Source organism: Oscillibacter acetigenes (assembly GCF_025567605.1).
GTDB lineage: Bacteria > Bacillota > Clostridia > Oscillospirales > Oscillospiraceae > Oscillibacter > Oscillibacter welbionis.
Genome location: NZ_JAOQKG010000004.1, coordinates 217481 through 237690, shown reverse-complemented (window position 1 = coordinate 237690; position 20210 = coordinate 217481). Strand labels below are relative to the sequence as shown.

Annotated in this window: 22 protein-coding genes; 6 read left to right on the top strand and 16 right to left on the bottom strand. The window is 61.8% G+C overall.

Going from position 1 to position 20210, the window contains the following annotated elements; genetic code table 11:
- Positions 1–26: 26 nt before the first annotated feature.
- The 5 genes from OCV80_RS09970 to OCV80_RS09950 form a co-directional block, all read right to left on the bottom strand.
- Complete coding sequence (locus tag OCV80_RS09970; RefSeq protein WP_021748458.1) at positions 27–209, bottom strand: DUF6774 domain-containing protein; 183 nt, start codon at positions 207–209, stop codon at positions 27–29.
- Positions 210–275: 66 nt separating this feature from the next.
- Positions 276–1493, bottom strand: a complete 1218-nt coding sequence (locus OCV80_RS09965; protein WP_267288385.1) for a DUF2812 domain-containing protein — start codon at positions 1491–1493, stop codon at positions 276–278.
- A gap of 24 nt (positions 1494–1517) precedes the next feature.
- Complete coding sequence (locus tag OCV80_RS09960) at positions 1518–3833, bottom strand: DUF2812 domain-containing protein (RefSeq protein WP_256264243.1); 2316 nt, start codon at positions 3831–3833, stop codon at positions 1518–1520.
- A gap of 18 nt (positions 3834–3851) precedes the next feature.
- Positions 3852–4979 carry a DUF2812 domain-containing protein gene (locus tag OCV80_RS09955; protein ID WP_119311163.1) on the bottom strand — a complete coding sequence of 376 codons (1128 nt, stop codon included), beginning with the start codon at positions 4977–4979 and terminating at the stop codon, positions 3852–3854.
- A complete protein-coding gene (locus OCV80_RS09950) occupies positions 4976–5329 on the bottom strand; it encodes a PadR family transcriptional regulator (protein WP_119311164.1) in 354 nt (117 codons plus the stop codon). The genes OCV80_RS09955 and OCV80_RS09950 overlap by 4 nt, the downstream gene beginning before the upstream one ends.
- Positions 5330–5508: 179 nt before the next feature.
- Here OCV80_RS09950 and OCV80_RS09945 point away from each other — a divergent pair, with 179 nt between their 5' ends.
- Positions 5509–6303, top strand: coding sequence for a cell wall hydrolase (locus OCV80_RS09945; RefSeq protein WP_025543960.1), 795 nt, complete (start codon positions 5509–5511; stop codon positions 6301–6303).
- A 60-nt stretch (positions 6304–6363) separates the two neighbouring features.
- Positions 6364–7158 carry a TIGR04255 family protein gene (locus OCV80_RS09940; protein WP_267288384.1) on the top strand — a complete coding sequence of 265 codons (795 nt, stop codon included), beginning with the start codon at positions 6364–6366 and terminating at the stop codon, positions 7156–7158.
- A 58-nt stretch (positions 7159–7216) separates the two neighbouring features.
- Here the strand turns inward: OCV80_RS09940 and cysK are convergent, their stop codons facing one another.
- The 8 genes from cysK to OCV80_RS09900 all read right to left on the bottom strand — a co-directional run bounded on the left by cysK (position 7217) and on the right by OCV80_RS09900 (position 14912).
- Positions 7217–8146, bottom strand: a complete 930-nt coding sequence (cysK, locus tag OCV80_RS09935; protein ID WP_025543958.1) for a cysteine synthase A — start codon at positions 8144–8146, stop codon at positions 7217–7219.
- Positions 8147–8310: 164 nt separating this feature from the next.
- Positions 8311–9153, bottom strand: coding sequence for a DUF3298 domain-containing protein (locus OCV80_RS09930; RefSeq protein ID WP_267288383.1), 843 nt, complete (start codon positions 9151–9153; stop codon positions 8311–8313).
- Positions 9150–9647, bottom strand: coding sequence for an RNA polymerase sigma factor (locus OCV80_RS09925; RefSeq protein WP_036627189.1), 498 nt, complete (start codon positions 9645–9647; stop codon positions 9150–9152). Before OCV80_RS09925 ends, OCV80_RS09930 begins: the two co-directional genes overlap by 4 nt.
- A gap of 131 nt (positions 9648–9778) precedes the next feature.
- Complete coding sequence (locus OCV80_RS09920) at positions 9779–11002, bottom strand: ABC transporter permease (protein ID WP_025543955.1); 1224 nt, start codon at positions 11000–11002, stop codon at positions 9779–9781.
- On the bottom strand, positions 10999–11739 hold the full coding sequence (locus OCV80_RS09915; RefSeq protein WP_021748447.1) for an ABC transporter ATP-binding protein: 741 nt from the start codon (positions 11737–11739) through the stop codon (positions 10999–11001). The genes OCV80_RS09920 and OCV80_RS09915 overlap by 4 nt, the downstream gene beginning before the upstream one ends.
- Before the next feature lie 4 nt (positions 11740–11743).
- A complete protein-coding gene (locus OCV80_RS09910; protein WP_021748446.1) occupies positions 11744–13387 on the bottom strand; it encodes an efflux RND transporter periplasmic adaptor subunit in 1644 nt (547 codons plus the stop codon).
- 1 nt (position 13388) lies between these two features.
- Positions 13389–14030: a TetR/AcrR family transcriptional regulator gene (locus OCV80_RS09905; RefSeq protein WP_021748445.1), complete on the bottom strand. Its 642-nt coding sequence runs from the start codon at positions 14028–14030 to the stop codon at positions 13389–13391.
- A 192-nt stretch (positions 14031–14222) separates the two neighbouring features.
- A complete protein-coding gene (locus tag OCV80_RS09900; RefSeq protein WP_021748444.1) occupies positions 14223–14912 on the bottom strand; it encodes a 3'-5' exonuclease in 690 nt (229 codons plus the stop codon).
- Between the two features lie 191 nt (positions 14913–15103).
- On the opposite strand from OCV80_RS09900, the gene OCV80_RS09895 reads away from it, so the two are divergent.
- Positions 15104–15766 carry a CatA-like O-acetyltransferase gene (locus OCV80_RS09895; RefSeq protein ID WP_136890747.1) on the top strand — a complete coding sequence of 221 codons (663 nt, stop codon included), beginning with the start codon at positions 15104–15106 and terminating at the stop codon, positions 15764–15766.
- A 289-nt stretch (positions 15767–16055) separates the two neighbouring features.
- Here the strand turns inward: OCV80_RS09895 and OCV80_RS09890 are convergent, their stop codons facing one another.
- From OCV80_RS09890 to OCV80_RS09880, 3 genes are read right to left on the bottom strand one after another with little or no spacing between them, the layout of a single operon-like run.
- Positions 16056–16340, bottom strand: a complete 285-nt coding sequence (locus OCV80_RS09890) for a putative quinol monooxygenase (protein ID WP_025543952.1) — start codon at positions 16338–16340, stop codon at positions 16056–16058.
- A gap of 24 nt (positions 16341–16364) precedes the next feature.
- Positions 16365–17288: an RluA family pseudouridine synthase gene (locus OCV80_RS09885; protein ID WP_021748441.1), complete on the bottom strand. Its 924-nt coding sequence runs from the start codon at positions 17286–17288 to the stop codon at positions 16365–16367.
- Positions 17288–17464, bottom strand: a complete 177-nt coding sequence (locus OCV80_RS09880) for a hypothetical protein (protein WP_256264241.1) — start codon at positions 17462–17464, stop codon at positions 17288–17290. The genes OCV80_RS09885 and OCV80_RS09880 overlap by 1 nt, the downstream gene beginning before the upstream one ends.
- Positions 17465–17674: 210 nt before the next feature.
- Here OCV80_RS09880 and OCV80_RS09875 point away from each other — a divergent pair, with 210 nt between their 5' ends.
- The 3 genes from OCV80_RS09875 to OCV80_RS16585 all read left to right on the top strand — a co-directional run bounded on the left by OCV80_RS09875 (position 17675) and on the right by OCV80_RS16585 (position 20190).
- Positions 17675–19456, top strand: a complete 1782-nt coding sequence (locus OCV80_RS09875; RefSeq protein ID WP_136890749.1) for an ABC-F family ATP-binding cassette domain-containing protein — start codon at positions 17675–17677, stop codon at positions 19454–19456.
- Complete coding sequence (locus OCV80_RS16590) at positions 19453–19884, top strand: IS3 family transposase (RefSeq protein WP_119311170.1); 432 nt, start codon at positions 19453–19455, stop codon at positions 19882–19884. Before OCV80_RS09875 ends, OCV80_RS16590 begins: the two co-directional genes overlap by 4 nt.
- A gap of 78 nt (positions 19885–19962) precedes the next feature.
- Entirely contained in the window at positions 19963–20190 is a 228-nt protein-coding gene (locus tag OCV80_RS16585) for a DDE-type integrase/transposase/recombinase (RefSeq protein ID WP_353866958.1), read from the top strand.
- The last annotated feature ends 20 nt before the right edge of the window (positions 20191–20210 follow it).

The following is a 20210-nucleotide window of genomic DNA, read 5'->3' as shown; positions in this document are numbered from 1 at the left end:
CCCCCCCGCCGGGTTTCTGCTGTTCTTCAAACCTCCGTGACGGCTCCTGTACCGCCCTCCTCCATCTGCCGCAGGGCCGCCAGGGTGCCCAGAGTGGTGCCCAGCTGGGTCAGCAGGATCGCCGTGCGGGACAGCTCCTCCGTGGTCATGCATTTTGCCATGGCCACCGCTGTGGCGTAGACTCCTGTGCTCCAATCATAGGCATCCATCCCTCGGCCCCCTCCCTGGTGAACAGTGTATGAGGCGGCGAGGGATTTCTTGACGGGGGCGGCGTGTCATTTCTCCAGCAAAGAGGTCAGATACGCCGTCTCTGTCCGCAGGTCCGCAGAGCCGGTGTACCAAAGGGTAAGAACCTGTTTTCCCTGCCGGAGCACGGCGAATTGTTCAGGACTTCCGATTCCGTCCGCCTCCTCTGCCCACCAGAAGCCGTCCAGAGCCGGGGCCTCTATTGGGTCCAGCGGCAGTTCCGGCCGGCTGTCCAGAAAGCCGGCCCGGTTCTCCGTCAGCTCTGCCGTCAAGGTCTGGGCCAATCCGGCTGTCAGCATACGGTAATACGCGGTCTGGAGAAAAGCCTGCTCCCCGTCGGGCAGCACCGCAGACTGGCGGGCAGCGTACATCTCCGGCGCGATGGGAAGGGATTTTTCCTGCACCTCTGTCCGCAAAGGCTCCAGGCCGTCCAGGGCTGTCAGGTCCGCCAGAACCATCTGCACCGGCGGACGTTCCCCCGCTTCATAAACCGTCCGCGCCGCATGGTCCCAACCAGAGGGATTGCCGTCCAGATTCTGAATGCTGACCACCAGATTCAGCACAGATATGACCAGTGCAGCGCCCCACGCCAGCTGTCCCAGCCGCAGCTGACGGCGGTATAGCTTGGGCCTCTCCAGCGGGACGCCCGCCGTCAGAGTCTTCCACAGCCGCCAGGTGTTCCGGGCATCCAGCCAGAGCTGCATCCCCAAGATGGTCAGCAGCGCCGCAGCCACCAGCGGCGCGGCTACAAAGCCCAGCCAGCTGGCGTTTCTCAGGATGTTCTCCAGAGAAGCAACCGAAAGCGCCACCGCCAGGATGAAATACGCCGTCATTGCCAGCCAGATCAGCCCGCCCCCCACTGTGCGGAAGATCATCCGCCGCTTTAAGTATCGGTATCCCTCTCCCTGGACCACCGGGTCCGTGTCCAGCTCCGGGGCATTCGGGTCATCGCACCGCCAGACCCAGAAGGGCCCCAGCTGCCCCACCAGCCGCCAGCCCATGCTCCGGTATGCCTCCACCCGCTCCGGGTCCAAAGCCTCTTTCCACCTTTGGAGGGGCTGGAGCCGGAAGCGGCACTCCCACGGTTCGTCCAGCAACAGGTCCACCCGGCTGCCCGTGAAGCAGACGGGGTTCTCCCCCTTGCGGGCCAGGTCCTCCAGCCAGGTCTCCACCGCCGCCACGTCGTAGATGCTGATGGGGCAGCTCTTCCGATAGGAGCTCTGCCCATGTCTGTTTTCAGCGCCCATTCTCCTCTCCCCCTCTCCGCTGATCTACTGAAATTTCATCAGGACGGCAGCGAAGTAGTCAGTCTGTATCCGCAGGTCCTTGTGCCCGGTATAGGAAAACATCAGCACGCAGTTTCCCCGCCGGGCCACCACGCACTGGCACGGATCCTCTCGCCGGGAGAGCTGCTCATCTCCGGCCCACCAGAAGCTGTCCAGTCCGGGGACCTTTAGCCGTTCCGGCTCCCCGCCGCCGAACCACTCCTGCCAGGTCTTGAGCTCTTCCTCCACCCGAAGGGCCAGCCCTTCCGTCCCCATGCGGTAATACGAGGTGTTGCCGGAGATCAGATTCAACGGGCCGCCGGGGCCTTCCGTGGACTGCCGGGTCCAGTACATCCGGGGTGCCAACAGCAGGGACTTGCGCTCAGCGGAAAAACCGGTCAGCTCCTCCGAGCCCTCCAGCTCCCGCAGATCCACATACACCACCTCCGCCAGCGGCTCGCCGTCCCCGTCCATGGCCGACCGGGTGAAATGGGGATCTCCGCCATCCGGGAGCAGCCAGGATATCAGGACGCCCGCCCAAATCAGGACCATTACCGCCTGCGTGACCCGTTTCTGGAGCCGCCAGGATCTGGGGCGTTCCAGAGGGACGCCGGTGCCCAGCGACCGCAGCAGCCGGCGCATCCGGAAGGCGTCCAGCAGCTCGAACCCCACCGCGGCCGCCGCCATCAGCAGCCAGAACAGTCCCTCGCCCGGCAGGGCATGCTCCAGCTGATCCACCAGAGGCATGTCCCCGGCGCCCCAGAACCAGGGAAGGACACAGATCCCCAGGCACACCAGCAGGATCGCGGGCAGCCGCAGCAGATGGCGCCGCATTTTTCGCTCAAGATACCCGTACCCCATGCTCTGGACCACCGGGTCCGTGTCCAGCTCCGGGGCGGCCGGGTCGCCGCAGCGCCAGATGTGGAAGGTCCCCGCCAAGGTGCAGACATATTCCCACCCCAGCTCTCTGTAGGCATCCGTCATCTCCGGCGGCGGAGACTTCTCTTTGCGCAACAGGGGCTGGAGCCGGTAGCGGCTGAGAGCGACGGAGCAATCCTGATAAAAGATTCCGTAAAGCCCCCGGAACCGCAGCAGGTGATAGCCCTCCCGGTCCCGTTCCTCCAGCCAGGACTCCACAGCAGCCACGTCATAGAGCTCCACAGGCCGGAACTCCCTGTATTCCTGCCGACCGCTCATAGATCGCTCCCCCCTCTCTTTCTGCTGAACCTCCGCCAGGACGGCAGCGTACCGCTCCGCCAGATCTATCGTTGGCTCCGTGGTGCCTGTGGAGATGCTCCACACCTGATCCCCCAGCCGGACCACTAGGAACCAATACCCGTAGTCGTCGCGAGTGGACACCCAGGTCTCGTCCAGTCCGGGGATCTGCCAGGCCATGACGGGCCAGCCTTTCTCCTGGTAGTCCGCCAAGATGCCGTCTACCAGATCGTCCGCCAGCCAGGGGAAACGGAGGCGGTAGTAGCGGTTCTCCGTCTCCCAGTCGCCCATGCCCTCAAAGGTCCACCACTGGTCTGTGGTAAGCCAGTTGTCCCAGTGGATGGCCTGGACCTCCTGCAATCCCTTTTCCGTGATATATGGGACCGGCTCGTCAAAGGTCTCCGCCGGTTCAAAGGGCCGCGATCTGGGGTCCGCCATATCGGCGCAGAGTGATGCGATGTAAATTCCCCACAGCAGCATGATCGCCAGGGACAATCCGCAGGCCAGCCGGTAAGGCCGCCTGTGGCACACGGGTACTCCCGCCCGCAAAGGCCGCAGATACCGTCGTAGAGACCACCACTGCCGGAACGCCGCCAATGCGAGTGCCAGCAGAAAGCCCCAATAGGCGGCCTCCCGCCACAGTGGCTTCCACTCCTGCACACTCCATACGAGAAGGGTTCTCTCTGTCAGAAGCGTCTGTACCGCCAGCACCGCCAGAAGCGCCGTGACCGCGGCCCAGAACTGCGTCACCTTTTGCTGGCGGCGGAACAGCCGGTCATATGCCTGGGCCTCTGTCTCCGGGTCCGTGTGGAGTTCCGGCGCATCGGGATCGTCGCACCGCCACAGGTGCATGGACTTGCCGGAGGTGTCCACATACTCCCAGCCCATAGACTGGTAGGCCGCCAGGCGCTCTGGGTCCGGGCAGCTCTCCTTTACTGGGGCAGGCTCCAGTCGGTAGCGAACAGCCTTTGGCTCCCCCTTCTCAAAGACCGCCAGGAAGAAAATACCGGGAACCGAGACGGCAAACCACCCCCGGGCGGCCTGGTCCTCCATCCGGGCCTGCTGGGCGGCTACGTCGTAAATGTTCATGGGCATCAGCTTCAGCATGGCGTTTCCCCTCTTTTTCTATTGAAACTCCGCCAGGACGGCGACGAAGTCGTCCAGGTGGTCCATCAGGTCCCGGTCTGTCCGCACCCGCTCCATCAGCACCGCCCGCCCCATCCGGCCGATGAAGCATCGGTTTTTACCCGTGTCGATCACCACCGCTTGGTCAAAGCGGCTGTCCGCCACCTCCCGGACCTCTACCACGGACCAAGTGTCCAAGAAATTCGCTAAGCGTTCCCGATACAGGGCCTCCGCCAGGAAGGTGAACCGCACCCGGTCGAAACCGGCCCACAGGGACGCTTTAAAATCCCAGCGGAACTGGCTGACCTCCCGGTGATCCGTCAGCAGACTCCGTCTCTCCCGGTAAACAGATGAATCCAAGGGCAGGGCGGCGGCCTCCGGGGCCACTGCCTCCATGGAGACATAGGGCAAGGGCTCCGGCGCGTCGGACAAGGGCATCTCCTGCTGGCTGCCGAATACAGATACGGCAAGTGCAGCCACCAGTCCGCAAATCCCCCAGGAGACGAGATTCTGCCGCCTCCGCCGCCGTAACGACGCATCCAGGTCCTCAGTATCCGGCGCCATCCCCGCCTCCAGCTGGCGGCGCATCCGCTGAACGCCCCGCAGCGCCCGCAGATTGCCGCAGAGCCACTCCAGGGCACAGACCACCGCAAGCAGCCACACAGCCCACATCCCTTTCAGGAACACATCCACCGGCTGGCCGCTCTCCCAGAGGCTGCGAAACTGCAAGATCGTCCAGACAACAATCAGCACCATGGAGATCAGCCTATGTCGCCGGAACAGCCGCAGCTGCCTCTCCCAGGTCAGACACAGGGCAGAGGGATCTGTAAACAGCTCCGGCGCCTGTGGGTCCGCGCAGGCATAGACCCGATAGTCCCCCAGGACGCCGGCAGGCTCCCACCCCATTTCCCGGTAAGTCTCCTCCCGCTCACATTGGGCGTCATAGGTCTCTGTCCGCAGGGGCTCCAACCGATACCGGAGCTTCCTGGGCTCCGCCGACTCAAACTTTCCGCTGCCATAGCGAGAAAACGACACCGGCCGCCAGCCCTGGACAGCTTTTTCCTCCAGCCACCGCTCCAGAAGGGCGGTATCCCAATAGGCCTCCGGCATGAGAAAACGCTTTTTCACGGTGCCTCCTCTCTCATCCCCGGCAGCAGCCGCTCCGACGCCAGCTCCTCCCGCTCGCCATCGGCCACGCAGAGGCGCAGGCGGGAGAGCTCCTGCCGGAACAGGGCCCGGCCCCGGTCCGTGATGGCGTAGGTCCGCTTCCGCCCCTCCACCGCCGCCTCCCGGATCAAGCCCTCCTCCTGAAATTTTGCCAGAATCGTGTACAGCGTCCCTGGCCCCAGGGGTACCCGACCGGCGGTGGCGTCATCCACATACCGGACAATCTCCGTGCCGCACCGCTCCTGCCGCAGCAGGCTCAACAGCACATAGAACATGCTCTCCGTCAGGACTTTCAGCGGCTCCCTGGCCATGGTATCCCCCCTAATATCGAAACACGATACTTTCTGGGTTCACTATAATATCGTTGCACGATATTGTCAAGCTGTCTGTTCGCTTCCAGCTCTGGAATGTTTTGAGGGTTGCAGCCCGCCCCCTCCCTCCTGTATGCTCTTGTACAGCAGCGACAAACCAGAAAGGACGAATTTTCCCCATGAAACGAAAACTTCTCTGCGGCCTGCTGGCCGCCCTTACCCTGACCTGCGCCACCGTCAAGGCGGCCCCCAGCCGGGTGGTGCCCGTCCAGGTGGACGGCACCGTTCTGAGTCAGGGCGTCAACTACCTGCAGAGCGGCGTGACCTATGTTCCCCTCCGGGGACTGCTGGATGCCTTCGGCGGCTGGAGCGTCTGGTGGGACAGCAGCCGAAAGGTGGCTGCCGCCGCCTCCGGCAGCCAGTCCGTCACCGCAAACCCGTCCCGAAATACCGTGACGGTCAACGGCCGTACATACAGCGGCAAGGTCTTTGTGGAGCGTGGCCGGACCTACATCCCCCTGCGGACTCTGGCCACCGCCCTGGGCGGCAGCGTGGCCTGGGATCCCCAGCTGGGCGGCGCGGCGGTGACCTCTCCCGGCGCGGATCACAACGCCATGGACCTTTACTGGCTCAGCCGCATCATCAGCGCCGAGAGTCGGGGCGAGAACATGACCGGCCAGATCGCCGTGGGCAATGTGGTGCTGAACCGGGTTGCGGCGAAGGAGTTCCCCAACACCATTCCCGCCGTGATCTTTGACCGCAAGCACGATGTCCAGTTCACGCCCGTCTCCAACGGCACAGTGTACCTGCCCCCCACGGCCAAATCCGTGGAGGCGGCCAAGCGGGTCCTGAACGGCGAGAACACCGCCGGCAAGGCTCTTTACTTCTACGCGCCCGCCCTGTCCCAGGGCACCTGGATCAACGCCAACCGGGCGTATCTCAAGACCATCGGCTGCCACCGGTTCTACCTGTAATTGACATTTCTCAGCCAGGGGGCTAAAATAGGGCCATCAAGAAGCAAAGGAGCAAGCCACATGCTGTTTTCCGATCATCCCCGGACCCACTACCGCAACGCCCCGGCCCATGAGGTCATCTGCCAGCTGCGGTTCCCGTCTATTCTCACCATCAACAGCGTGGAGCCCGCCGATTTTCAGGAGGCCATCCGCGCGGAGTTCCCCCAGTATGCCCGGCGCCAGGACGCCGCGCCGCCCCGCATCACCGGGCTGGGCAGCCCCAATCCCAAGGTGGAGCAGCAGCCTCCGGTGACCAATCACAACTTCGTCTCCGAGGACAACCAGTGGAAGCTGAATCTCACCAAGGACTTCATCGCTCTGTCCACCCTCCACTATCCCGGGTGGGAGGAGTTTGCCCGCCAGCTGGACAAGCCGCTGGCCGCCTTTATCCGGCTGTACAAGCCCGCCTATTTCCAGCGGGTGGGCCTGCGGTATGTGAACATCTTCTCCCGTGCCCGGCTGGGGCTGGAGGGTGCCCGCTGGGCGGAGCTGTTCTCTCCTGCCTACACCGCTCCCATGCAGGGGGCGGAGCTCCCGGAGGACCGCTTTCTCAACTGCGCCTGTGATCTGACGCTGAAGCTGGATTCCAGCTGTCAGGCCAAGGTCCACGCGGGCCCCGGTGTGGTGAAGCGGAACGCCCCCGGCGTTCCCCAGGACCCGGAGGTGAAGTTCATTTTTGACATGGATCTGTCCATGACCGGAAACACCCCCTGCACCCTGGCCGCCGGTGCGCTGGAGACGCTCCACGGCCACTCCACCCGCCTGTTTGAAGGTGCTGTCACCGACAGGCTCCGGGACGCCATGGAGGCCGGATAATCTGCGAAAAAGCCCGGGAGACGTGTACGGACGTCTCCCGGGCTTTTTGTACATGTTGTCACTTCTGGAACATGGGAGTGGAGAGATACCGCTCGCCGCTGTCCGGCAGCAGGGCCACGATGGTCTTGCCGGCGTTCTCCGGCTGTCGGGCCAGCTGGGCCGCTGCCCACACGGCGGCGCCGGAGGTGATGCCCACCAGAATGCCCTCAGTCCGGGCCAGCTCCCGGCCCGTAGCGTAGGCATCCGCATCTGTGACCGTGAGGACTTCATCCAGGACGCTGCGGTCCAGATTCTCCGGCACAAAGTTGGCGCCGATGCCCTGAAGGCCGTGGGGGCCCGCATGGCCCTCCGTCAGCAGGGGCGAGGAAGCGGGCTCAAAGGCCACCACGCGCACAGCGGGGTTCTGTGCCTTCAGATACCGGCCCACGCCGCTGACAGTGCCGCCGGTGCCGACCCCGGCCACAAAGATGTCCACCTTCCCCTCCGTGTCCGCCCAGATCTCAGGGCCAGTGGTCTTCTCGTGTGCCGCTGGATTGGCGGGGTTTTCAAACTGTCCTGCGATGATGCTGCCGGGAATGGACTGATGCAGTTCTTCCGCCTTGGCCACAGCACCCGCCATGCCCGCCGCTCCCGGCGTCAGGATAATCTCCGCGCCGTAGGCGGCGATCAGAGCCCGGCGCTCCACGCTCATGGTGTCCGGCATGGTGAGAATCACACGGTAGCCCTTTGCCGCAGCTGCGGCAGCCAGACCGATACCGGTGTTGCCGGAGGTAGGTTCGATGATGGTGCCGCCGGGAGCCAGACGGCCCTCCATCTCCGCCCGGGCGATCATGTTGGCAGCCACCCGGTCCTTGGCGCTGCCCGCGGGATTCATGCACTCCAGCTTGGCCAACAGCACGGCCTTCAGGTCGTGGTTCCGCTCGTAATTGCACAGCTCCAGCAAGGGCGTGCGGCCGATCAGCTCAGTGACGCTGTGATAAATAGGCATTGGAAATCCCTCCGTTCTGAATGAATAGCCTCATGATACACCTGCCGCACCGGGTTTGCAACGGACCATTTGCCGAAAATCCGCCTTTAATTCATAGCATTTTTATAGGATATGGAAGAAAAAAAGCGGACCGCCGACAGGCGGGCCGCTTTGAGATGGTATACTCAGGCCACCACGGGGATTTCCACAATCCCGGCGGCACCGGCGGCGATGCTGTACTCGGGGAACACCAGCGTCACAGAGCCGTCCTCATTCAGATAGAAGGAGGTGGCGTCATCCACAGTGGTGAAGCCGCCCTGCTCCGGGGTGAAGAAGAGGCCGCTCTCATCCGCCGCGATCTTCGCATTTACGGCGTCATTGCAGATGCCGACCCAGTCCTCGCCCAGCACGTCGGCCAGGGTGATGTCCTTGTCGTTGGCCAGGTCCAGGTTGTAGCAGTACCGCTGCTGCATGGCAGCGACCCAGCCCTCAGCGAAATCCACCACAAAGGAGACCGTAGTGTCGGTCTGGCTCTTGATCTCGTAGTCGATAAGCACGTTCATCTCCCGGTCGGCCCACTCTTCCTCGGTGCCGCCGGTAGCCAGGAATGCATCCTTGTAATCATCCCAGTCCGCCTGAGCCTGGGCCAGATGGGCGTCCACCCGCTCCTGGATCTCCGCGTTGACCTTCTCGGCCAGGTCGCCCTCAGACTCCACGCCGGGGACGGACACCTTGTAGTCGATGCCGTTCTCCACGGTCTCATAGTCCCGGATCGTCAGGACCTGGAACAGCCCGCCCAGCACCGGTACATCCGCAGCCGCAGCCGCGAAGGTCGGGGAGACATTCAGGCCCGCCATCAGCACAGCCAGACAGGCGGCCACGCTGCCCGCAGTCCGCCGGACCACCTTATAACCGCGGCTACGGCTGCTGGTCCTGCCCTGCCAGATGCCTGCGCGGACCCGGGCGTCCAGCTCCTCCGGAATGGGGGTGGACTCATATTCTTCTCGTGCACGCTTGAATTCGTTCATAATTGATCTCCTTCCATTGATATCCGTAATTTCTTCAAGCCGGTGTACAGTCTGGTTTTCACGGTGTTCAGATTCCAGCCGGTGACGGTGCTGATCTCCTTGAGAGACAGGTCCTCATAGAACCGCAGCTTGATGATGGTCCCCACCTCTGGCGGCAGAGCGTCCACCCGTTGGGCCAGCGTGCCGTCCGAAGGCAGAGGGTCCTCATAGCTGCCGGCGTCCAGTGCCTCCGGCGGGATCAGCGTCACCCGCTTTCGGCTGCGAAGCACGTCCATGCACACGTGAACCAGAATGTGATAAAACCACGCACGGAGGGCCTCCGGCTCCTTCAGCTCCCCCTGTTTCTCCAGTGCCCTGCAGACGGCGGTCTGCACCGCGTCCAGAGCCTCTTCCCTGTTTTTCAGGTAGCTGTACGCCAGTCGGTAAAACCGCGCCTGATCCGTTACGAGATAGTCGGTCAGTTGCTTTTCCAGGATATGTGACACGTTTCTCATGGTCCTTTCCGTTCGTTCTGCTGTATAGACGCGCCGGGAGCGGAAAAAGTTTGGAGGGAGAACAATTTTCTGAAAAATTTTCTGCGCAAAAAAGAGACCGGTCTCCCGGTCTCTCTTTTCATCGGCTGGAATCAATCGTAACGCAGGGCGTCGATGGGGTTCAGCTTGGCCGCCTTGTTGGCGGGGAGATAGCCGAACAGGATGCCCACCGCCACGGAGACGCCGAAGGCCACACCGATGCCGCCAGCCGTGGGCATAGCCACGAAGCCGTCGTTGCCGGTGCCCAGCACCAGAGCGATGACATTGGTCAGCACGTTGGCCATGAGGATGCCCAGTATGATGCCGATGGCACCGCCGATGGCGGAGGTAGTGCCGGCCTCAATGATGAACTGGCTGCGGATGTCCCGGCATTTGGCACCCAGGGATTTTCGGATGCCGATCTCCCGGGTCCGCTCCGTGACGGACACCAGCATGATATTCATGATACCGATGCCGCCCACCAGCAGGCTGATGGCCGCGATGAGGATCAGGATCATCATCAGGGTGTTCAGCATGGAGTCCATGGCGTCCATCATCTCTGCGGAGGTCATGACCATGTAGTAGTCCGAGGACTGGTAGGTCTTGAACAGCCGGTTTTCAATGATGCCCTTGGCAGCAGACGCCGTATCCCGGTCCGTACTGGTCATCAGATACATGTCCCCATATCCGCCCCCCAGCCGCTGGGCATTGGCATAGGGGATGTAGATCACATCATCGACGCTGCCCTCGGTGCTGTCGCCGCTCTCCGCCAGTACGCCCACTACCATGTAGGGCACGCCGCTGACGGAAATCGTCTGACCCAGCGGATCCGTCCGGAAAGCGTTTTCCGCCAGATAGGAACCGATGACACACACATTCTGATGGCGCTCCACGTCAATGTAGCGGAGGAAGCGGCCATTCTCCAGGCTGGAGCCCTGCATGGTCTTCTGGGTGTCGGCGCGGTAAAATGCCTCGCTGACGCCGTAAATGCTGGTGCGGTCGAAGTCCTCCGTTCCCTGCCGCACCTTGGCTGTGGCGGACACATAGGGCGTGACGCCGGAGAGGTACTGGGGGTACTTCTCCACAAGCGCGTACATATCTTCCGTGCTCACGTCCCGGGTGCCGCCCTCGCCGCGGCCGTAGACCATCACCTGGATCAGGTTGGAGCCCAGCTGCTCGAACTGGGCGTTCATGTAATTCTGCATGCCGTTGCCCAGGCTGGTGATGATGATGACCGCCGCCACGCCGATGATGATGCCCAGCATGGTCAGCAGCGCCCGCATCTTGCTGAGCAGCAGGGATTTGATGGCCAGCTTGAAGGATTGGGTGAAATTCATGCCGGCTCCCCCTCTCCCGCGTCCTCCTGGGGCTGGACCACGGCCTGGGGATCACTGGCGTCCCCGTCGTAGATGATCCGGCCGTCCTGCAGACGGACGATGCGCTTGGCCTTAACAGCGATGGAGTTGTCGTGAGTGATGAGGACCACGGTGTCCCCCTCCTGGTTTAGCTTCTGCAGGAACCGCAGCACCTCCCGACCCGTGCGGGAGTCCAGGGCGCCCGTAGGCTCGTCGGCCAGGATCACCGACGGATTCCCCGCCAGGGCCCGGGCGATGGAGACCCGCTGCTGCTGGCCGCCAGAGAGCTGGCTGGGCAGGTTCTTCCGCTTGTCAGCCAGACCTACCCGCTCCAGAGACTGGATGGCCCGTTCGCGGCGCTCCTCTGCGGAGACGCCGGCGTACAGCAGCGGCAGCTCCACATTTTCCTGCACCGTCAGCTTGGGGATCAGGTTATACTGCTGGAAGATAAAGCCCAGCATTTTGTTGCGGATCTCCGCCTGCTGGTCGTCCTCCATGGTGGACACATCAATGCCCCCCAAGTGGTAGGTTCCCGACGTGGGAACGTCCAGGCAGCCGATAATGTTCATGGCCGTGGACTTGCCGGAACCGGAGGAGCCTACGATGGCCACGAACTCCCCCTGATCCACCGTCAGGTTGATGCCGTCCAGGGCGTGGACGGTCTCCTCTCCCATGTGGTAGATCTTGTAGATGTCTTTCAGTTCAATGAGATGGCTCACGGGATCAGCCTCCCATCATCATGTCCATCAAACTGGAAGCCTGGTTGCTGATGAGGACCACATCGCCCTCCTCCAGGCCGTCGGTAACCTCGATATACTCGTCATCGTTCCGACCCAGGGTGACCTCCTTGGTCTCCAGCTTGGTGACGTCCACCACGCTCAAACCGTCCTCACTGAGGGCGCCGGGGCCGGGAACAGTCACCGTGTTGCCCCGTTCCACCGCATCCACGGGGATGCACAGGGCGTTGGGGACCACTTCGCCGATGATCTGAGCGGAGACATTCATGCCCGGCCGCAGATCGCCGTAGTCCTCAATGATGATGGTGACGGGATAGCTGGTGGCACCGTTGGCGGTAGTGCCGTTGATGCTGACCTTATCCACCACGCCGGAGAACGTCTGGCCCTCCAGAGCGTCGGCGGTGATCCGCACCTCCTGCCCCACTTCTACCTTGCCGATGTCCAGTTCATCCACTGCCATCTCCAGCTCCAGATAGCTCAGGTCGTAAATCACCGCCAGCGTGCCGGAGGAAGCGCCGTCCACCTTGTCGCCGGCCTTGAAGTTCTTCTCAATCACGGTGCCGGCAATGGGAGATTTGATGTTGTAGTCATCCACTGCGCCGGAGGCAGTGCTGGCAGAGAGCTGGGCGGACTGGAGGTTCAGCCGTGCGCTCTCGATCTGGTCCCGGATGGTCTCGGACTCCACAGTGCACAGCACCTCGCCCTTGGTCACCGTGCTGCCGGCCAGCTTGGAGAAATCGTTCACCGTGCCGGAACCGGAGGCATACACCACAGAAGAGGCGGGCATGGACACCGGAGCCTGGCCGTAGCTGGAATAGCTGCCGATGATGGCGGAGGCAGTGACGGCGTCGGACACCGTACCGGGATTGTTCAGCCGCACCCGGACGGAGACGGCCTCCTTGCCGTTGCTGGTGATGGTGGTGGAGTTGGAGACATAGGTCACCGTGCCCATCTGAGAGCCGGCGTAGCCGTCCACAAACACGGTGGCGGCCTGCCCCACATAGAAGTCACTGGGGGAGGCAAAGGGGAACAGGAAGTCGATGGACAGCTCCGTGCTGGCCACGATCTTCGCCAGCTGCGTCCCAGCGGTGACGCTCTCGCCGTTGTGGACGTAGATCTCGCTCACCGTGCCGGAGATGGGCGCCGTGGGGTGCAGGGCCTCCTGGGCCTGCTGATAGGACATCTGGGCCTGCTGCACGGAGATCTGGGCCCGGTCCATGGAATCCTGGGCGTCGCTGCTGTCCATGGTGTAGAGCAGGGTGTCCTTGGTCACAAGGTCGCCCTCTTCAAAGGGAGCGCTGACGATATCGCCGGAGAGCAGGGTGGTGACGTTGTAAGAGTCCGCCGGCTGCAGCGTGGCGGTGCCGGAGACGCTGACCGTCAGATCCTGCCGGGTGACGGTGGACACCAGATAGCTGCTGCTGAGTTGGGTGTTGACGTTTTTGGTCAGTCTGGACACGCAGCCCGCCACAATGGCGATCACCACTACCAAAATAATCAGAATTTTCAGCCAGCGCTTCTTTTTCTTGCCGCCAAAGCCCTTCAGGGAGAATTTCTTTTTCTCCGTCTTTTCCGGCGCGGGCACGCTGGGCGCCTCGGCGGAGGTCTCGTTCATCCATTCAGTTTCCATGTTATGTAATCTCCTTGTTCTCGATTTCCGCGGTGGGGCGCTTCCCCATACCGCGCTTGAAGATGTTCAGAATGTTTTCCAGGCGATCCCGGGTCCCGGGATCGCCACCGGCCTGCAGGCCGGTGTAAATCATGGGAGCCGCCACAACCAGCAGTGTGCCCAGGATGTCGCCCAGGTCCCGGTCCTGCCGCAGGTCCAGCAGGTCCGGATTCACCGCGCCGCCCAGGCGCTGGAGAAGCGTTTCCGCATCCAGCATTTCCAGCAGCCCATTCTTCTGCATCCCGCTGTTGCAGCGGATGATTCCGGTCATGGCGCCGATCTCTCCCAGGTGCTGATTGTCGATTTTTGCCTGCACGTAATCATACAGATCCAACAGCGCCTGAAAAATGTCGCCGCCGTTTCGGAGCAGAAACTCCTCCAGCAGCATGAACAACTGATCCACATATCCCTTCAGCAGATAGCGGAACAGGTCCTCCTTATCCTGAAAGTACATGTAAAAGCTGCCCCGGGGGATGCCTGCCTCCTTGATGATCTGGTTGATGGACGCCTCGTTGAAAGGCCGGTGGGAAAACTCCCGGGTGGCCGCCTCCAACAACTTCTCCTGCTTTTCCGCCGGCAGATTCAAAAAAGTGCTACTCGGCACGCTGTTTCATCCTCTCTTATACGAAATAGAAGGTCCGTTTTCTTCAGCGCCGCCCCTGATTTTATACCTTCCTCCCGGGGGAAGGTCAAGGGGTTTCCGGCGAATGGAAAAAAGAAACATGACAACCTGTCGCTTATCATAGCTGACAAGTTGTCATATTGCAAGAGGGAATTGCGAAAATTCACAAATATTTCACAGTGTTTCCGTCACTTCATACAGAGGTCGGACCCGCTGATAGGGCTGAGGCCGGTACTCCACCGAAGCGATCCGCCGTCCGGAGACACCGTACTTGGGGGAGTAGCCGAATAGATCCACATACCGATCCAAATCGTCCCGCTCCGCCGCCATGGCCTCCAGCAGCACCGCTGCGGCCCGGGCGTCATCCACCGCCCGGTGGCTGTTCACCGCCTGATCCTCCAATCCGTAGGCTGTGATGGCATCGTTGAGCTTGTGAGGGTAATCCCGCCGGTCCCGGTACACCGTGAGGACATCCAGAAACCGGGGTGCCCGCAGGACATCCGCCCGCCCGAAGGGCCGCAGGAAATGATAGAGGAAGTTCAGATCGAACTGGGCGTTGTAGGCCGCCAGCAGCGTCCGCTCTCCCCCGCCCAACAGGTTGCAGAACGCCTCACAGGCGTCGGCCTTCTCCACGCCCTCCTGTTCCAGCTGCTCTTCCGTGATGCCGGTGAGCTGGGTGATAAAGGGCGGCAGCGTCCGCCCCGGGGAGAGGCGGAGCAGCAGGTCCATGCAGTCCGTCTCTCCCTCCGCGGAAAAGGCGGCGGCCCCCAGCTCGATGATCTCGTCCCGCCCGAATTCGATGCCGGTGGTCTCCGTGTCGAATACCACGATCCGGTCAAATTGCTTCCAAAGGCCTGTCTCCATGGCAGTCCCTCCTGTCGAATGTTGTCTTTTCAGAATAGGGCGGCCAGCCGGAATTGTCAAGGGGGTGCCGCCGTTGACTTTCTCCCCCGGGCCGGATAAAATGAAGGCAGAATCTCGGAGAGGAGGGTACTCTGTGAAGCGCGGACTTGACACCGCCTCCTAAAATCAACCAATTATTTTAGGAGGCTTATATGAACGACAATTTCTGCCCGTCCCACACTGTGGTGGAACTGGATACCTGGGAACGAGGCCCTGTATTCCGTCATTTTATCGACGACCTGCGCTGTGTCATGAGCCTGACGGTGGATCTGGAGATCTCCCGATTCCTGAAGCAGCTTTCGGCCAGTGGCTTCCGCTTCTACCCCGCCATGATCTGGGCGGTGTCCAACGTGCTCAACGCCCACGCGGAGTTCCGGTACGGCTGGGACGATCAGGGGCGACTGGTCCTCTGGGACCGGATCGAGCCCTACTACGCCCACTTCCACCCGGACAGGGAGACCTTTGCGAAGCTGGTGACGCCCTTCTCTTCGGACCTGGAGACCTTCCACCGCCGCTTTCTGGAGGATCGGACACGGTACGCCGCCCTGGACCACTTCGACCTGACGGACGTGCCGCCCAACACCTTTGATGTGTCGTGCCTGCCCTGGGTCCGGTACCGCAGCTTCGACATGCACATCTTCGACAGCGGCACCTATCTGGCCCCGGTGGTCACCTGGGGAAAATATGAACGGGAGGGAGACCGGACGATCCTGCCCGTCTCCCTGAATATCCACCACGCCGTGGCGGACGGATTCCATCTGTCCCGGTTTTTCCTGGAGCTACAGGAGCTGCTGGACGCACCTGAAATAAGCTAAAACAGACACCGGGCGGCCCGCTTTCGGGCCGCCCGGTGTAATAATTTTTCAATTACTTCCAGATACTCTTCCGGATGACTCGGTACAGGAGAATCATAGCTGCCAAAATTCCGAGCCAAATTGCTCCGTTAACGGCGAGTGCAAACTCCAGCGGCCAACCAGTCCGGGAATTGGCAGTAATGGTATAAATGACATCTTTTACCGCCAGATAGAGCCAAAGTAGTCCACCGCAGGCCCAGAGAAGATCAAAGACGTGCTTTTTCAAACTCTTCATCCGCTCCCAGGCCGTTTAATCGTTGAACTTGTCGATTTGGACGCTGTCGCAGTACTGGGCTTTCAGCTCCTGAAGACGGCCGAAGATCTCCGTCTGGCAGTGGGCCTGCTGGAGCTCCGGCGTGGTCCAGCTCTCCACCAGCAGCAGGTCGTCCGGTGCCTCCGCCGCCAGGAAGTAGTCGTACTTCAGGTTCCCCTCCTCTTTCAGGGAGTTGGCCCGGATGCCCAAATCACAGAGGGCCTGATAAAAGGCCTCCCTTTGGCCGGACTTGCAGTGATAGGTGACGTTCCAAGTTAACATAAGATATCCCCTTCCATTTTATGGTCAAATTTCTTCACTTGCGCACTCTGTTTCCGTCAAAAGCTCCGGCGCCAGCCGGGCCATGTCCGCCGGGATGGGCGCCGTCAGGGACAGATGCTCTCCCGTCACCGGATGGTCCAGATCCAGAGCGTAGGCGTGGAGGGCCGGCCGAGGGATCAGGTCCGGGTCCTCTTCCCCGTACAGCCAGTCCCCTGCCAGGGGGCAGCCGATGGAGGCCATGTGCACCCGGAGCTGATGGGTCCGCCCTGTCTCCGGCCGCAGCCGCAGGAGGGACAGGCCGTTCGACCTCCCCAGCACCTCATAATGGGTGACGGCCCGGGCACCGTCAGGCCGGACGCACCGGCCCACCACAGAATTCGGGTCCCGGCCGATGGGGGCGTCGATGGTGCCGGATTTCGGATCCGGACAGCCGATGCACACCGCCCGGTACTCCCGGCAAAACCTCTCCGTGTGGAGCGCGTACCGGAGCCGGTCGTGGATGTAGCCGCTCTTGGCTACCACCATCAGTCCGGTGGTGCCCTTGTCCAGCCGGTTCACCGGGTGGAACACGAAGTCCGCGCCCCGCTGCCAGGCCAGGGCTCCGGCCACGGTGGGCGTGTCCGGCAGGAAATTGGAGGCGTGGGCCGTCATACCGGCAGGCTTGTTCACCACCAGCAGATGGCCATCCTCCCAGACGATGGGCAGGGGCCAGGGCCCCGGCGTGGGGCGCACCCGGGGCGGACGGTGGTCGCTAGTCTCCACCTCCAGCACGTCACCGGTGTGAAGGATATCCACTGTACGGGCATGGATGCCGTTAACCCGGATGCCGTTCTCCGTCCGGGTCAGCCGGGATATGGCGTGGGAGGAGACATGGAGCGCAGCCTTCAGGATATGCCGGACCGTGGCGCCGTCCTGTTCCGGCGGCAGGGTATATGAAATCGTCTCCATCAGACACCTCTCCTTCGGCGCAGCAGAAAAATCCCAAGCGGCAGACAGGCGGCGTCCAAGGCGGAGAACACACCCCACAGACCGCTCCAGTACCAGGCCGCCGTGTCGAACATGGCCACCAGCAGCCGATGCCAGAAAAGCAGCTCCGCCGCGATGGCGAGGAGGTCGAACAGCACGTATCCACCGCCCAGCAGGTAGGCCCCCCGCCCCCGGTGCAGGCAGAACAGAAGGAACGACAGGGCTCAAAAGGCCGGAACTCCTGCATGGCAAAACCTCATTTCTCTGTTATTGTACTCTGACGCCACTCTGTTTGCAAGGGTTTTGGCTCTGGTAAAACGCCATCCTTCATGGTACAATAGGAGCAGTTTTTTTCAGGAGGAACTCCCATGCTCTTATCCGCAGAACATCTCTCCATCAACTTCGGCAGCCGCCAGCTGCTGGATGATGTGAATTTCTATCTCAACGAGGGGGACAAGGTGGGCGTTATCGGCATCAACGGCACCGGCAAGTCCACCTTTTTGAAGGTTCTCTCCGGCGTCACGGAGCCGGACGGCGGCACCATCTCCCGGAACCCCAACGTCCAGGTCAGTCTGCTGCCTCAGAACCCGGCAATGGAGGAATCCGCCACGGTGCTGGAGCAGGTCTTCCTCCACTTCCCCGCCGAGTTCCGGGAGCTGAATGAGTATGAGGCCAAGGCCATGCTGAACCGGCTGGGGATCACAGACTTTGCCCAGAAGGTGGGGACGCTCTCCGGCGGCCAGCGGAAGCGGGTGGCCCTGGCGGCGGCCCTGATCCACCCGGCGGACGTGCTGATTCTGGACGAGCCCACCAACCACTTGGACAGCGAGATGGTAGCCTGGCTGGAGGACTGGCTCCGCCGGTTCAAGGGCGGCCTGGTCATGGTGACCCATGACCGGTACTTCCTGGAGCGGGTGGTGAACCACATCACGGAGCTCTCCCAGGGGAAGCTGTACCACTATGAGGCCAACTACTCCAAGTACCTGGAGCTGCGGGAGCAGCGGGCAGAGATGGTGGAGGCCAGTGAGCGCAAGCGCCAGTCTATCCTCCGGGTGGAGCGGGAGTGGATCATGCGGGGCTGCAAGGCCCGGACCACCAAGTCCAAAGAGCGGATCCAGCGGTACGAGGCCCTGCTGAACCAGGAGGCACCGGAAACGGACGAGGCCGTGCAGATGGCGGCGGCCTCCAGCCGCCTGGGGAAGAAGATCATCGAGCTGCGGGATGTGTCCAAGGCCTTTGACGGCCGTCCCATCGTCAGCCGCTTCTCCTACAACCTGCTGCGCGGTGACCGCATCGGCATCGTGGGCCGCAACGGCGCCGGGAAGTCCACCCTGCTCCACCTGATGGCAGGCGAACTGGCACCGGACAGCGGCACGGTGGAGGTGGGCGCCACCGTGAAGATCGGCCACTTCTCCCAGGAGGGACGAGAGCTGGACCTGAACCAGCGGGTCTACGACTTTATCCACGACATCGCCGATGAGGTCAGGACCGATGAGGGCACCTTCTCCGCCAACCAGATGATGGAGCGGTTCCTCTTCCCCGGTGATCTTCAGTCTGTGCCCATCGGGCGGCTCTCCGGCGGGGAGCGGCGGCGGCTGTATCTGCTGTCCGTGCTGATGGAAGCCCCCAACGTGCTGCTGTTGGACGAGCCCACCAACGACCTGGACGTGACCACCCTCTCCATTTTGGAGGATTATCTCCTGGGCTTCCCCGGCCCCATTCTGGCGGTATCCCATGACCGGTTCTTCCTGGACAAGCTGGCGGAGTCCATTTTCGAGGTCCGGGGAGACGGGGAGATCCACCGGTTCACCGGCAACTGGACGGACTGGCAGGCCAAGCGCCGGGCGGAAGAGGCCCCCTCTCCCAAGGCGGAAAAGCCCAAGCCCGCGGCAGAGCGTCCCCGGGAACGGAAACTGAAATTCACCTTCAAGGAGCAGCGGGAATTTGAGACCATCGACGCGGACCTGGCGGAGCTGGAGGCTCAGATCACCGCCTGCCAGACGGAGCAGGAGAGCTGCGGCAGCGACTATGTGAAGCTCCAGGAGCTCCAGGCCCGTCAGGCGGAGCTGGAGGCCGCTCTGGAGGAAAAGACGGAGCGGTGGGTATATCTGAATGAGCTGAAAGAACAGATCGACGCGCAGAATGGGTGAGGGGCCTTTCATCAGGAATCGGCGTTCTGCACCGTACGTACAAGTATTCTGTCAAGGGGCGGTATCTCGGCGGAATAGCACTTTACGCCTTGTGTTATGAATATCAAAATCGCGGAGGCCCTTCCAGGCGTTGGACCTGGAAAAAGAGGGGCATTGCCTGTGGGCAAGACGATGTCCATACTCTCTGCGAAGCATTGGAGATACCACGCGGCACACTCTGCAATCACATTCTTCGCAACAAACGAGCGAATGCCCAGTTTGAGAAACGCAGGGAGGAATACCGCCTTCTGATCTGTGAGGTCTTTGCTGAATATCGGCAGGTACTTGGCGCTGAAAAGATTTGGATGATTCTCGCACGGCGCGGGCATCAGGTCGGCGCCAAATTTGGCGCTGACCTGATGCGGGAGATGGGGTTATCCAGAGTTTGAAACTGCGAGAACCGGAGGAGAAGAAAATACCCTCCGTCAGCAATTTTCAGCAGACAAGCAATCAAATCCGGGCCAGTGATGTGGCCTGTTTTAAGTATAGAGAATCGATATCTTTATATCTGCGTGATCTTGGAGCTATTTTCCCGTAAAGTGATCGCGCACAAAGTTTCCCGAAAAACAGCACGCAGCTCATTACGGCTACATTACAAAATGGCGTATGAGTTGCGTAAGCCAGAGACAGGATTCATTTTTCACAGTGACTGCGGATTTTGTTTGACTTTGCAAAAGGCCGATGGATTTCCGTAAGGAGCTGATGGCCGTGAGAC